Below are 12,057 nucleotides of genomic sequence, written 5' to 3'. Positions count from 1 at the left end.
TTCGGTTCTAAACTGAAGTTGGCATCAGCCAGTTGTTAATCCACTCACCAACCTACTGACCAGGGAGGCCTGACATGTTTCCTGAGTACCGTGATTTGATTACCCACCTGAAGTCCGAAAACCCCCGCTTTCTCAGCCTGTTTAACAAACACAACCGTCTTGATAGCGAGATTTTGCGCAAGGAGGGGCCGCAAGGGACGGGATACAACGATGAAGTTGTGCAGATGAAGAAAGAAAAACTGAGGGTAAAACAAGAGCTTTATCAGATGTTGAAACAGGCCAGCCAACCGGCCTGATAGCATTGAAACCGGGGAAGGGTTTGCCCTTCCCTTGTTGTCTCCAGAGGTTACAGCGCCACACCCAGCGCCCGCAGTATGCCAATCATTTTCCCAGCCCCCAAATAGTTCAGGTGATCACCGTCGCGGAAATCTTCGCGTGCAAAAGCGGGATGTTCTGAGAGATCGATAAAACGCGAATGCGCCCCTTCAAGGTCTGCAAAATATTGGCGATGCGTCTGTTTCATCTCAGCATCAAGATTGTCCACGTAGTCTGACGGGAAAGACGGCGTTAGCCAGATAACCTTTTTGCCTTTTGTCGCCAACTGAACGCTCATCTCAGCCACGCGGGGTTTATTCTCTGCAAGCGTTGTCTGGTGCTTCACTGATTTCGAGTGAGAGCTCCCCCGCTTCTGGGCTTCCTCTTTCTGCTGCATGGCAGGGAGTGAGTCGCTGCGGGCAAAAACAAGGCGTGCGGACTCACAAATTTGCGCCCTGGCATTATTATCCTCGAGTCCATTTATCGCTTGCCCTTGCACCGGCGTCGGCATCACCAGCCGGCTAAACGCCTGCATGCCGTCGGCGGTTATCCCTTCTTCCGGCTTTATCCTGTAATGGCTATTGAGCTGGCTCCAGGCGTGGATGATTTGCTGGTTAAAGTCATCTTTTGTTTTTAACAGGTCGCTGTACAGATCAAAGAAGCCCAGGCAATACACAAAGTTTTGCACGTGCGGATAACGCTCAATAATATGCGCCGTTAATTGCTGGGCCTGCTTCAGCCCCAGGCTGTGGGTAGAAAGATTTATGCTGTGTTCAAACAGCGCGTCAGGGAAGCCATAAAAACTGTAGGAGTTACCTATAATGACTGTTCTGACGTTTGGATTAGCCAGCGCGGCATATTGCTGCGCCAGCAAATGCGTGTACTGAGTAGCTGTTGTGCTTAAGGGAATGAAATTATCAATCAGCAAATCGTACAACGAAATACAGCCTATGGCCTGAGGATGTTCAACCGCAAAGGCCAGCTTTAGTCCCTGCGGATCGTAGAGAATAAAAGGGGCCGTGCTGGCGGCAATTTTGTTATGAAAAGCGGTGATTTCCTGCTGATTTGTCTCTTCATAACTGAGGTAATAGAGGTTATTGATGGCCGAATCTCTGAAGCGCGATCCGAGCATTTGCAGCTTGTTCAGCTCGCCAAAATAAAAAATATCGATACCGTTGCGCGCCAGCGCGCTCAGCCAGAAAAGATAGAGTGACAGGTAGAGTTGATTCAGGTTTTGCTGTTTACCTTCCAGCCAGTCACTCAGGGCATTAATCAAATCGAGCGTAATATTGCTTTCATCCAGGCACGCCTGGTTTGAGAAAAGATAATCGGCGAGCCTCTGAGGAACCTGAGCCGCCTGCTCAGCTTTTTCTATGTCCCTCAGAAAATGCTGGAGCTGTTTTAAAAAGTCATTTTGCATAATGTCTTGTTGTATTCGCGCAAGAAGTATCGCTGATACTACCAGTCACCAATACAAGCAAACGCACGATTACCCCCCTTCCATCATGCTAATCTCGGGCGAAGGATCACTTCACCAGCCGGAACGAAATCTCGTACAACGCATTCAATCCCGGATAGATTTCACCAATCACCTGTTTAAGCTCTGCCAGCGTCATGTTCTCCTGGCGGGCGTGCTCCTCGTCCAAATCATCAAGCAGCACCGGCGTCACGCCGATCACGTCGATCGTACAGAAATAGACGTCATCTTCGTAGCGGCCCACGCGCAAACGCTGGCCGGGCTGAAAATGAGATTCGCTGCTGTCGCGCAGCGTAATCGTTTTTAGCCCGGCGATAATGTCGTGCTCAAAGCGGCGGAAAAAAGTGATATCGTTAGCCATGCTACCTCCTGATAAACATTCGGCAGCATGATAAATCCCTTAGACGAACGGCGCTAACGGATCCGCCGTTTCAAAGGCGATTTTTCTGTCTGCCACCGGCGGGTAAATGAGTTCCTGAGTAATCGACAACTTAATTTTCTTCGCTTCCTCGCGCACGTGCGTCACTTTTTGCTCCCAGCCTTCGGTAAACACCGCGCCCCAGCCGCCGAGATCGAGACAGGTGACATAGTTAATCTGGCGGTATGGCAGTGGCGTGACGTCCAGCAGACTTGCCGCCACGTTATAGCCCACAAAGCGGCCTAGCATGATGGCGTGCTGGCAGGTCATTAGCGCGAGGTTGCCCTGTTCATCCGTCTCGGCACGCGCCACATCCCCCGTCGCAAAAATAGCTGGCTGCCCTTCCACCCGTAAAAAAGCATCCACGTGCAGACGGCCTTGCTTATCACGCGGGGCATTAATCTGCGCGGTTAGCGGGCTGGCCTGCACGCCTGCGGTCAGAATTACCGTGCTGGAGGCGATGCGTTCGCCGTCGGCCAGTACAATGCCGTTCGCATCAATTTCGCGGACGTCGGTATTCAGTCGCCACTCCACGCCCAGCTCTTCGCTGGCGGTAGCAATCACATCCCGCAGTTCGCGGCTGTAGCGACCGCCGATTTTATCGCCCCGTTCCACCACAATAACGCGAGCATTTGTTTCTTTGCCCAGTACCGCGCGCAATCTGCCCGGCAGTTCGGTCGCCATTTCAATGCCTGTAAAGCCGCCGCCACAGACAATGACCGTGTTGCGGGCTTCGCTTTCCGGCTGCTGCGCTAAGTCTGAAATGTGCTGCTCCAGGCGCAGGGCGCTCTCGAGCTGGTCGAGGTCGAAAGCATGCTCTGCCGCGCCGTCGATCAGATCGCGTTTGAGGTTGCTGCCGGTAGCCAGAACAAGCCGATCGTACTGTCGCGGTGTGCTGTTGCCCTGCTGGTCACGGTACCAGACGCACTGATTGACGCTGTCGATACGCTGCGCCTCGCCTTTCACAAAAGTCACGCCGGTGACGTCGAACAGCGGCTGAAGAGGAGCGACCAGCGAAGCCACCTCGGTTTCGTAAAAACGTGGGCGAACGCGCAGCTCAGGCTGGGGAGCCAGCACGGCGATCTCAATGTCGTCACGGTTATGCATTGCCACCAGTCTGGCCGCGCTCAGGGCCGCCCACATACCGGCAAAGCCGGCGCCAAGGATCAGGATCTTCTGTTGCATGGTTCTACTCCGGTAAAGGCCCTCAGTGGCCAACGACTGCGACTATACTTGTCGTAGTTAACTACGACAAGATCTTTCGGAGTTTATTTTTAATCCTCTGTTTTCGGGGTTACAGATTGCATCGCGTGAGTAAAATCCCTACATTACCTGGATTAAATGAGTCGGAGGCAGCATGGCGTTTTACAGTTCGGGCGTGGAGTACGGCATTCATAGCCTGATATGCATGGTGGATGGCAAAGGCGAAGGCCGCGAAATGAACGTGCGCGAAATCGCCGAACTGCAGGGCGTGCCCTATGACTACCTCGGTAAAATTTTCACCAAACTTTCCAGGGCGGGGCTCGTCATCAGCAGCGAAGGTAAAGGCGGGGGGTTTATCCTTTCTCGCCCGCCGGACCAAATCAGCGTGCTGGACATTGTGGCAGCCATCGACGGTGAGAAAAGTATTTTCGACTGCAAAGAGATTCGCCAGCGGCTGGCCGTCTTTGAAGCAACGCCGCCCGAATGGGCCTGCGAAGGGATTTGCGGCGTGCGCGCGGTAATGAACATTGCCCAGCAGCGTATGGAAGAAGCGCTAGCCCAGCATACCGTACTGGATCTGGCCCGCCGCATGTACCGTAAGGCACCGGATGAATTTGTTATCGAAGTCCAGGACTGGATCCGCGACCGGCGGAGCAATTAGCCTTTCGCTTAGTACAATTTCGCAAATTCAAAGCCAGCCAGCGCATAAGCCGCTGGCTTTTTTGTGTAAAAAACAGGCTTAAACCGGCAAAAGACGGCTCGTTTAGCCATCCCCCATTCCGGACATCCGAACGGCTTTCCTTCCCTACCGCCAGAGCAGCACATTATATTACTTTCCGATCTAAACCACGGGTTTATGTTCTTTAGAAGCGTCAATTCGCCGCCCTATCATTCCATACATGAACACTTTTCATGTTGAGAGAACGATGATTGCCGATTCCGTCCTGGACCTGATAGGCCACACCCCGCTGCTGCGGCTCAATCACCTTGATACCGGCCGCTGCGAGCTGCTGCTTAAGCTGGAAAACCAAAACCCCGGCGGTTCAATTAAAGACCGCGTTGCCCTGTCGATGATCGAACATGCCGAGCGAAGCGGTAAGCTGCAGCCGGGGGGCACGATTATTGAAGCCACAGCGGGCAACACCGGGCTGGGGCTGGCGCTGATTGCCACGCAAAAAGGCTACCCGCTGATTCTGGTGGTGCCGGACAAAATGAGCCAGGAAAAGATTTTCCACCTGCGAGCACTGGGCGTGGACGTGCGCCTGACCCGCTCGGACGTCACTAAAGGCCACCCGGAATATTACCAGGATTACGCCCTGCGGCTGGCGGCAGATATCCCGGGCAGTTATTACATCGATCAATTCTCTAACGCCGCAAACCCGCTGGCCCACACCAGCGGCACGGCCGTTGAGCTTTGGGAGCAAACCGGGGGCCACATTGACGCCATCGTCGTAGGCGTCGGCTCCGGCGGCACGCTGGGCGGCCTGCAGCAGTTTTTCCACCAGCATTCCCCGCAAACCGAGTTTGTGCTGGCCGATCCCTGCGGCTCCATTCTTGCCGATGTGGTTGAGCACGGTAGATATGGCGAAGTGGGCAGCTGGCTGGTGGAAGGCATCGGTGAAGACTTTGTGCCATCGCTTGCCGACTTTGAGCGCGTCCAGCACGCATACCGGATCAGCGACCGCGAAGCGTTTTCCACGGCCCGTGAATTGCTAACCCACGAAGGCATCCTGGCGGGTTCTTCAACTGGCACCCTGCTCGCCGCCGCCTTGCGCTATTGCCAGGCACAGAACACGCCGAAACGCGTGGTCACCTTCGCCTGCGATAGCGGTAACAAATATTTATCAAAAATGTTTAACGATCAATGGCTCAGCCAGCAAAACCTGGCGTAACTATTAAGGAAAATTCATGAATAAATTTGCTACCCAGAGCGTGCACAGCGGTACTTTCGAGGATGCACACGGCGCGGTGATGCCACCGATTTATGCCACATCGACTTTTGCCCAACCGGCACCTGGCCAGCATACCGGTTTTGAATACTCGCGCAGCGGCAACCCCACCCGCCAGGCGCTGGAAACGGCGATTGCCGAACTCGAAGGCGGCCAGCGGGGTTACGCGTTTGCTTCTGGCCTCGCGGCTATCTCAACCGTGCTCGAGCTGCTGGACAGCGGCAGCCATATTATCGCCGTTGACGACGTGTACGGCGGCACCTGGCGACTGATTGAAAACGTGCGCAAACGCAGCGCCGCGCTCCAGGTAAGCTGGGTAAAGCCTGACGATCTCGACGGGCTGCAGGCGGCCATTCGGCCTGAAACGCGCATGATTTGGGTGGAAACCCCCACCAACCCGCTGCTTAAGCTGGCAGACCTGGCGGCGATTGCGGATATCGCCAAACGCCATCGCCTGATAAGCGTGGCCGACAACACCTTCGCTTCGCCTGCGCTTCAGCGCCCGCTGGAGTCCGGGTTCGATATCGTGGTGCACTCGGCCACCAAATACCTGAACGGCCATTCTGATGTAGTCGCCGGGCTGGCGGTGGTCGGCGCTAATGACGACCTGGCGCAGCAGCTTGGTTATTTGCAAAATGCGGTCGGCGGCGTGCTCGACCCGTTCAGCAGTTTCCTGACGCTGCGGGGCATTCGGACTCTGGCGCTGCGCATGGAACGCCACAGCAGCAACGCGCTCCAGCTGGCAGAGTGGCTCCAGACGCATCCTGAGGTAGAAAAAGTCTATTTCCCATGGCTGGAGACTCACCCGCAGCATCAGCTTGCACGCCAGCAAATGTCGCAGCCTGGCGGCATGATTTCTATTGTGGTTCGCGGGAATGAAAAGCGGGCCGAGGAAGTGATCCGCAGGCTGAAGCTGTTTACGCTCGCCGAAAGCCTGGGCGGCGTGGAAAGCCTGGTCAGCCAGCCCTTCAGCATGACCCATGCTTCTATCCCGCTCGAACAGCGTTTAAGTAACGGCATTGTGCCGCAGCTAATTAGATTGTCAGTGGGGATTGAAGATGCCGGAGATTTGCAGGCCGATCTCGCACAGGCGCTGAGTTAGCCGAACGCCAATTAATGCTGCCATAAATATAAATGATGGCCTTTTGCTGGCACTGAGCACATCCAGAGTAATACAAAAGGCCATTTATTTGCTGTGCGTTAATAAATTAAAGACGTTTAGTCTTTAACCAAAGTACTGTCGGCGTAAAATATCTGCCCCGTCGTCTATCGCTTTATGAATTGCTTTCACGCTGCGCTTTTCATCTTTTTCGGCCAGGGCTTCCAGCAGATCGTCGTAATTATGATGCCCCTGAGTCATTTCTTCCGACTGCGGGTACAGATAATTAAAACATGGTCCAATGCGCACCCAAAGCTGCTCAATTAATACGGTAAGCGTTGGCATCTCGGCGTACTCAAACAGCTGGAAACGAAACTCCCGATTGGCCTGCAGCGCCGCCTCAACGCTGATATGTTTCGCTTCAAGAAACGCATCGCAAAGCTGCTGCAAACGGGCGAGTTTGGTTTTATCCATGTAACGCGCCGCCTGCTCTACCGCCATACCCTCCAGATTTTTACGGATGGTTGTAATTTCGTGGTAGCGCCCCAGAGAAATTTCAGGCACCAAAAAAGCCTGCGCCGGCGTCGCGTCCAGTGCGCCAGAAGAAACAAGACGCAACAGCGCTTCACGCACCGGCGTAATGCTGGTGCCAAGCTGCTCTGCAATCTCTTTGGTCACTAATCTTGCGCCGGGTTTTAAGGTTCCCACGATCAACGCACTCTTTAACCTGCCCTCGACTTGCATGGTTAAACTCATTCTTTGCGCTTTTTCTAAGTCAAGCATGTTTATTTCCTATAGCAAAATAACTACTTTGTATTTGCAGTTTAATAACTGGCTTGTCATCAATGGAGTATATAGGATATATCATGTACTCTTACCACAAATTTATACCACCATGCGAATTAACCTGACGAAACATTCGATATCCGTCAATAATTTAGACGGTAACGTATAGGGATTGACTACAATGAAAGCATCTGGCCGTAAGCTCGCAACTCTGGCTGTATTAATTAGCCTGGTAACCCCCTTTAGCTACGCAAGTGAATTAGTTATAGCCCAACCGGCTTCCGCCACCGCGATGGATCCCGGTTTTCTTAAAGAAGCCGCCACCCTGGTGGACAATATTTTCGATACGCTGGTCCTGCGCGATAAAAACATGCAGCTCCAGCCCGGTCTTGCCACCTCCTGGAAAGCGCTGGATGACACGACCTGGCAATTCGACCTGCGCCCCGGCGTTACTTTCACCAACGGTGAACCCGTTAACGCGGCGGCAGTGAAATTCTCTATTGACCGCATTCTGGACCCGGCCAACCACGCGCCAACCATCTCTTACATCCGCACCATCAAGTCGGTAGAAGTCACTGGCGACTATCAGGTTCGCATTCACACTGACGGCCCTGACCCGCTGCTGCCAACCCGTATGAGCCGTTATCCGACCTACATCGTGCCGCCTGCCTATGTAAGTAAAGTCGGTGCTGCGGAATTTGCACGAAAACCTATTGGTAGTGGAGCATATACATTAAAAGAATTTATACCAGATGAACGTGTCGTTATGCAGGCTAATCCACATTATTGGCGTGGAAAACCTACAATTGACCAGGTGACATGGCGCCCAATCCCGGAAGCGACTGCCCGCATTACCGCCCTGTTAACAGGAGAAGTACAGCTGGTTGACAGCGTCCCTGCTGACCTCGTTTCTACGCTGAAAAATAAACCGGGCATTCATCTTGAGCAGGTGAAAGGCGGCGGATTGACTATTTACCTCGGCCTGAAGAATGGTGAGAAACCTTTAAGTGATGCCCGCGTTCGCCAGGCGCTATCGCTGGCGCTGAATCGTCAAGCCTATACCACCCAGCTGCTGCACGGTTTTGGTACGCCAACCGGTACCATGGCTGGCGCCAAGGACTTTGGTTACCTCAATGTTCCGGCCCCTGAGCAGGACATCGCCAAAGCTAAAGCCTTGCTTAAGGAAGCGGGTTACCCGGACGGCTTCACGCTGAAGTTCCAGGCGCCACGTCGCTATATCGCCAGCGCCGAAGTGGCTCAGGCGATTGTGCAGGACTTGGCCGCCATCGGCGTGAAGGCGCAGCTTGAGGTGCCTGAGTGGTCCGTCTATACCCAGCAGGTGGCTTCCGGTAAACAGGCGGAAATGTACATGCTGGCGTGGGGCTCAACCCAAACCCTGGATGCCGATGCCGCGCTGTACCCTATCCTGCACTCCGGCGAGCCTTACTCCACGGTCAGCAACCCTGAACTGGATAAACTGCTGAACGCCAGCCGCTCAACGGTAGATGCTAAGAAGCGTGAAGTTATCCTGCAGGATATCCAGAAAGTTGTCGCCAAAGAGCAGCCGCTGATCCCGCTGTACCGCGAGGATTCTCTGTATGCCAACAGCGACAGCCTGAACTTTACCGGTCGCGCCGACGCCCGCATCCCGCTGTATGATTTGAGGCTGAAATGATTTTTCCCGGACGCGCCCTGACCCGTCGCCCTCGCCGCCTGATCTCAGGTGACGGGGCGCTGGGGGGCTTATTGCTTGGCATCGTGATCCTGCTGGCACTGGTGGCCCCGTGGCTGCCCTTGCCCGACCCGTTAACCAACAACCTGGCGGATACCTTCCTGCCGCCGGGCAGCGAAACGGCAAGCGGGATGCACTGGCTCGGCACCGATCAGCTCGGGCGCGATTTGCTGGCAAGGATCCTGGCGGGTACCCGCCTATCCCTGACGGTGGTGTTACTGGCGGCGGCTATTGCCGCCGTTATCGGTACCCTGCTGGGCATGCTGGCAGGCTATGTTGGCGGCTGGCTGGATGCCGTTATCATGCGCCTGATGGACATCCAGCTGGCGGTGCCGTTTATTCTGCTAATTTTGCTGGTGATGGCGCTGTTCGGCACTTCACTGGAAAACATTATTCTGATCATGGGCGTGACCAGTTGGGCGATTTACGCCCGCGTGGCGCGCGCCAAAACGCTCGAGTTACGCGAACTGGAATACATCGAAGCCGTTCGCGCCATGGGCTTTTCCACGCCGCGTATTCTGCTGCGACATATTCTGCCTAACCTCGCCACGCCGCTGGTTGTTCTGCTGACGCTGGATATTCCAAGGCTGATTGTCCTCGAAGCCTCCATTGGCTTTCTCGGGATGGGGATCCAGCCGCCAACGCCTACGCTCGGCAACCTGATTGGTGAGGGGCGTTCCTACATGCTGCTGGCGGAATGGCTGGTGCTGTGGCCGGGGCTGATTATCGCAGCGCTGGTGGTCGGCTGTAACCTGCTCGGCGACAGCCTGCTGCGTAAAACCCACACGAGGCTCGACTGATGCTGCGCTACATTCTTTCCCGCTTCGCGCAGGCCGTGCTGGTGATGTTTGGCGTCTCACTGCTGATCTTTTACAGCCTGCACCTGACCGGCGATCCTGCCGCGGTGATGATGCCGCCCGGTTCTTCCCAGCAAGAAATAGACAACTTCCGCCACGCAATGGGTTTTGACCGTCCGCTGCTCTGGCAATACGGCCATTACCTGACCGGCCTGCTGCACGGCGACCTTGGCCTGTCGCTCCGCTATGATCAGCCGGTGACCGAACTTATCGCCCAGCGCGTGCCTGCCACGCTGCTGCTGGCCGTTTCTGCCCTGGCGTGGAGCACCCTGGTTGGCCTGCTGCTTGGCCTGGTGAGCGCGGTCTGGCGCAACAGCGTTTGGGACTTACTCGCCCGCCTGTTTGCCTTCAGCGGCCAGGCCGTGCCGGTATTCTGGCTGGGTCTGTTGATGATCATCTGGTTCAGCCTGCATCTACGCTGGCTGCCCTCCAGCGGCTACGGCACCTTCAGCCATCTGATCATGCCCGCCATCAGTCTTGGGGCCTATTACATGAGCGCCATTGCGCGCCTGGTACGTGCCAGCCTGATCGACGTGCTGGCTCAGGACTACATCCGCACGGCGCAGGCCAAGGGGCTAAGTTCGTGGCGGATCCTGATTCGCCACGGCCTGCGCAATGCGCTGATCCCGGTCGTCACCGTGCAGGGAATGTATTTCGCTTCCCTGCTGGGCGGCGCGCTGGTCACCGAAATTATTTTTGCCTGGCCCGGCATTGGCCGCCTTGCGGTGCAGGCCATTCAAAACCGTGACTTCCCGCTGGTGCAGGCTATTGTCCTGCTGGCCGCGCTGGTGTTTGTGGTGGTGAACCTAATCATTGATTTGCTGTACGTGGTACTGAACCCGAGGATCCGGCTATGAAGTCACTCGATGCAACGCTGGATCTCCTGCACCAGCTGACGCCTTTCCGAAGCGTGGCGGGCAATATCGACCAGCAGCGCGACCTGGCGCAGTGGCTTGAGCGTTGGTTAATTGAAGAAACTGACGCTGAAGTGCTGTACCCGGTCAGCCAGCAGCTTCAGGACGACGCACCGCCGCTGGTACACGTGCGAATTAATATCGGCTCGCCACGAACCCTCGTGCTGTACAACATGTACGACGTGATGCCCGCCGAAGAAGACGGCTGGGAGGTCGACCCGTTCGTGGGCGGCCTCAAACACTGGTCGGATAAAGGCGATGTGTTTATTTCTCGCGGGGCGGAGAACAACAAAGGCCCGCTGGCAGGCATGCTGAGGGTGGTGCGCGATCTCTATCACTCGGGCCGCCTGCATACCAACGTTGAAATCCTGCTGGAAGGCGAAGAAGAGATTGGCAGCGGCAACCTGCGCCGCTACCTCGCCCGGCAGCCTTGCCCGGTTGCCCCGGCAGAAGCAGTGCTTTTCCCTTCCCTGTGCGAATACGGTGGCGGCGCACCGCGCATTTACCTCGGCTTCACCGGCCGCAGCGGTGGCCGTCTGGTAGTCAAAGGCGGCAGCTGGGGCGGCCCGAAAGCGGCGATTCACGCCAGTAACGCCGCATGGATCGATAGCCCGGTCTGGCGGCTGGTGCAGGCGTTAAGCACTCTTGCCCCGCCTCACGCCAACGGCGTGCTCGAAACGGGCGAGCTGGACGAAGAAGCCAGCTCCATTCTGGACGACCTCGCGCGGGAATTTAATTTGGCGGACGAACTGACCTTCCGCCGCAGCGAAAAATACGCCATCACTGGCGATAGTTTCAGCAACCTGGCATACCTGCTGGGCAGCGCGGTGCTAAGCGTGTCGGAGATAGCCAGCCTGCCGCGCGGTGCTCAGGGCGTGATCCCTCCGGAAGCCTTCGCCGATGTGGTGTTAAGAACACCGCCCGTCGTCGATGGCGAACGCCTGATGCGGCGCATAAAAGAACAGCTTGCCAGCCCGGCACTTGCCGGAGCGGTGCTCGAGCCGGGGGACAGCTACCCCGGCTACCGCTTCAGCATTGATGACGTCGGCGTGCTTGAGCTGATGGCGAGCTATCACCAGCAGCAGGCAAAACCGCAAATCTGGCCCTGGGCGCCAGGCTGCGCCCCGGCCTACGCCTTCGCCCCTGTGGCACCAGCCTTCCTGATCGGCGGCCTGGGCTACGGCGGCAACGCCCACGGCGTGAACGAATTCGTCACGCTCAAGGGCTTACAACGCTACCAACAATCGCTTAATGACTGGCTACTTGCCTTTTAAATACGGCCAGCACCCGGGAACCAGACAGGATAA

General features: G+C 56.0%; 11 protein-coding genes and 1 pseudogene. 8 read left to right on the top strand and 4 right to left on the bottom strand.

The genetic code is table 11. The annotated features are described in order from the left end of the window. The first annotated feature begins 74 nt into the window (after positions 1–74). A complete protein-coding gene (locus tag ACREYP_RS11085; RefSeq protein ID WP_008458803.1) occupies positions 75–296 on the top strand; it encodes an HP1242/YdcH family protein in 222 nt (73 codons plus the stop codon). A gap of 50 nt (positions 297–346) precedes the next feature. Here the strand turns inward: ACREYP_RS11085 and ACREYP_RS11080 are convergent, their stop codons facing one another. The 3 genes from ACREYP_RS11080 to ACREYP_RS11070 form a co-directional block, all read right to left on the bottom strand. Further along, complete coding sequence (locus ACREYP_RS11080) at positions 347–1,735, bottom strand: hypothetical protein (protein WP_336818640.1); 1,389 nt, start codon at positions 1,733–1,735, stop codon at positions 347–349. Between the two features lie 106 nt (positions 1,736–1,841). Then, positions 1,842–2,153, bottom strand: a complete 312-nt coding sequence (gene yqfB / locus ACREYP_RS11075; RefSeq protein WP_008458801.1) for a N(4)-acetylcytidine aminohydrolase — start codon at positions 2,151–2,153, stop codon at positions 1,842–1,844. Between the two features lie 39 nt (positions 2,154–2,192). Further along, positions 2,193–3,395 carry an NAD(P)/FAD-dependent oxidoreductase gene (locus ACREYP_RS11070; RefSeq protein WP_008458800.1) on the bottom strand — a complete coding sequence of 401 codons (1,203 nt, stop codon included), beginning with the start codon at positions 3,393–3,395 and terminating at the stop codon, positions 2,193–2,195. Between the two features lie 172 nt (positions 3,396–3,567). On the opposite strand from ACREYP_RS11070, the gene ACREYP_RS11065 reads away from it, so the two are divergent. From ACREYP_RS11065 to ACREYP_RS11055, 3 genes and pseudogenes are all read left to right on the top strand, one after another. Further along, complete coding sequence (locus ACREYP_RS11065) at positions 3,568–4,074, top strand: RrF2 family transcriptional regulator (protein WP_008458799.1); 507 nt, start codon at positions 3,568–3,570, stop codon at positions 4,072–4,074. A gap of 265 nt (positions 4,075–4,339) precedes the next feature. Next, positions 4,340–5,299, top strand: a pseudogene (locus tag ACREYP_RS11060) (PLP-dependent cysteine synthase family protein); the annotation flags it as partial. Between the two features lie 22 nt (positions 5,300–5,321). Then, positions 5,322–6,464: a trans-sulfuration enzyme family protein gene (locus tag ACREYP_RS11055; RefSeq protein ID WP_008458797.1), complete on the top strand. Its 1,143-nt coding sequence runs from the start codon at positions 5,322–5,324 to the stop codon at positions 6,462–6,464. 123 nt (positions 6,465–6,587) lie between these two features. On the opposite strand, the gene ACREYP_RS11050 is transcribed toward ACREYP_RS11055, so the two are convergent. Continuing rightward, positions 6,588–7,244: a GntR family transcriptional regulator gene (locus tag ACREYP_RS11050; protein WP_166863791.1), complete on the bottom strand. Its 657-nt coding sequence runs from the start codon at positions 7,242–7,244 to the stop codon at positions 6,588–6,590. A 184-nt stretch (positions 7,245–7,428) separates the two neighbouring features. Between ACREYP_RS11050 and ACREYP_RS11045 the strand changes: the two genes are divergently transcribed. Genes ACREYP_RS11045 through ACREYP_RS11030 form a run of 4 tightly spaced genes read left to right on the top strand, consistent with a single transcriptional unit; the run spans position 7,429 to position 12,024 of the window. Then, positions 7,429–8,922 carry an ABC transporter substrate-binding protein gene (locus ACREYP_RS11045; protein ID WP_039293428.1) on the top strand — a complete coding sequence of 498 codons (1,494 nt, stop codon included), beginning with the start codon at positions 7,429–7,431 and terminating at the stop codon, positions 8,920–8,922. Next, on the top strand, positions 8,919–9,779 hold the full coding sequence (locus ACREYP_RS11040; RefSeq protein WP_166873644.1) for an ABC transporter permease: 861 nt from the start codon (positions 8,919–8,921) through the stop codon (positions 9,777–9,779). Before ACREYP_RS11045 ends, ACREYP_RS11040 begins: the two co-directional genes overlap by 4 nt. Beyond that, entirely contained in the window at positions 9,779–10,693 is a 915-nt protein-coding gene (locus ACREYP_RS11035; RefSeq protein WP_008461517.1) for an ABC transporter permease, read from the top strand. The genes ACREYP_RS11040 and ACREYP_RS11035 overlap by 1 nt, the downstream gene beginning before the upstream one ends. Then, entirely contained in the window at positions 10,690–12,024 is a 1,335-nt protein-coding gene (locus ACREYP_RS11030) for a M20 family metallopeptidase (protein WP_498881364.1), read from the top strand. Before ACREYP_RS11035 ends, ACREYP_RS11030 begins: the two co-directional genes overlap by 4 nt. The last annotated feature ends 33 nt before the right edge of the window (positions 12,025–12,057 follow it).

Origin of the sequence: Enterobacter sp. TMH.L2 (assembly GCF_050847315.1) — a bacterium.
GTDB lineage: Bacteria > Pseudomonadota > Gammaproteobacteria > Enterobacterales > Enterobacteriaceae > Cedecea.
The sequence above is the reverse complement of the archived record's forward strand: the minus strand, read 5'-3'. Positions and strand labels throughout refer to the sequence as shown.

Coding starts and splice junctions, on each gene's coding strand:
- ACREYP_RS11045 (WP_039293428.1), top strand. CDS start 7,429: ATGAAAGCATCTGGCCGTAAGCTCGCAACTCTGGCTGTATTAATTAGC.
- ACREYP_RS11070 (WP_008458800.1), bottom strand. CDS start 3,395: ATGCAACAGAAGATCCTGATCCTTGGCGCCGGCTTTGCCGGTATGTGG.
- ACREYP_RS11065 (WP_008458799.1), top strand. CDS start 3,568: ATGGCGTTTTACAGTTCGGGCGTGGAGTACGGCATTCATAGCCTGATA.
- ACREYP_RS11085 (WP_008458803.1), top strand. CDS start 75: ATGTTTCCTGAGTACCGTGATTTGATTACCCACCTGAAGTCCGAAAAC.
- ACREYP_RS11055 (WP_008458797.1), top strand. CDS start 5,322: ATGAATAAATTTGCTACCCAGAGCGTGCACAGCGGTACTTTCGAGGAT.
- ACREYP_RS11035 (WP_008461517.1), top strand. CDS start 9,779: ATGCTGCGCTACATTCTTTCCCGCTTCGCGCAGGCCGTGCTGGTGATG.
- ACREYP_RS11030 (WP_498881364.1), top strand. CDS start 10,690: ATGAAGTCACTCGATGCAACGCTGGATCTCCTGCACCAGCTGACGCCT.
- ACREYP_RS11080 (WP_336818640.1), bottom strand. CDS start 1,735: ATGCAAAATGACTTTTTAAAACAGCTCCAGCATTTTCTGAGGGACATA.
- yqfB (WP_008458801.1), bottom strand. CDS start 2,153: ATGGCTAACGATATCACTTTTTTCCGCCGCTTTGAGCACGACATTATC.
- ACREYP_RS11050 (WP_166863791.1), bottom strand. CDS start 7,244: ATGCTTGACTTAGAAAAAGCGCAAAGAATGAGTTTAACCATGCAAGTC.
- ACREYP_RS11040 (WP_166873644.1), top strand. CDS start 8,919: ATGATTTTTCCCGGACGCGCCCTGACCCGTCGCCCTCGCCGCCTGATC.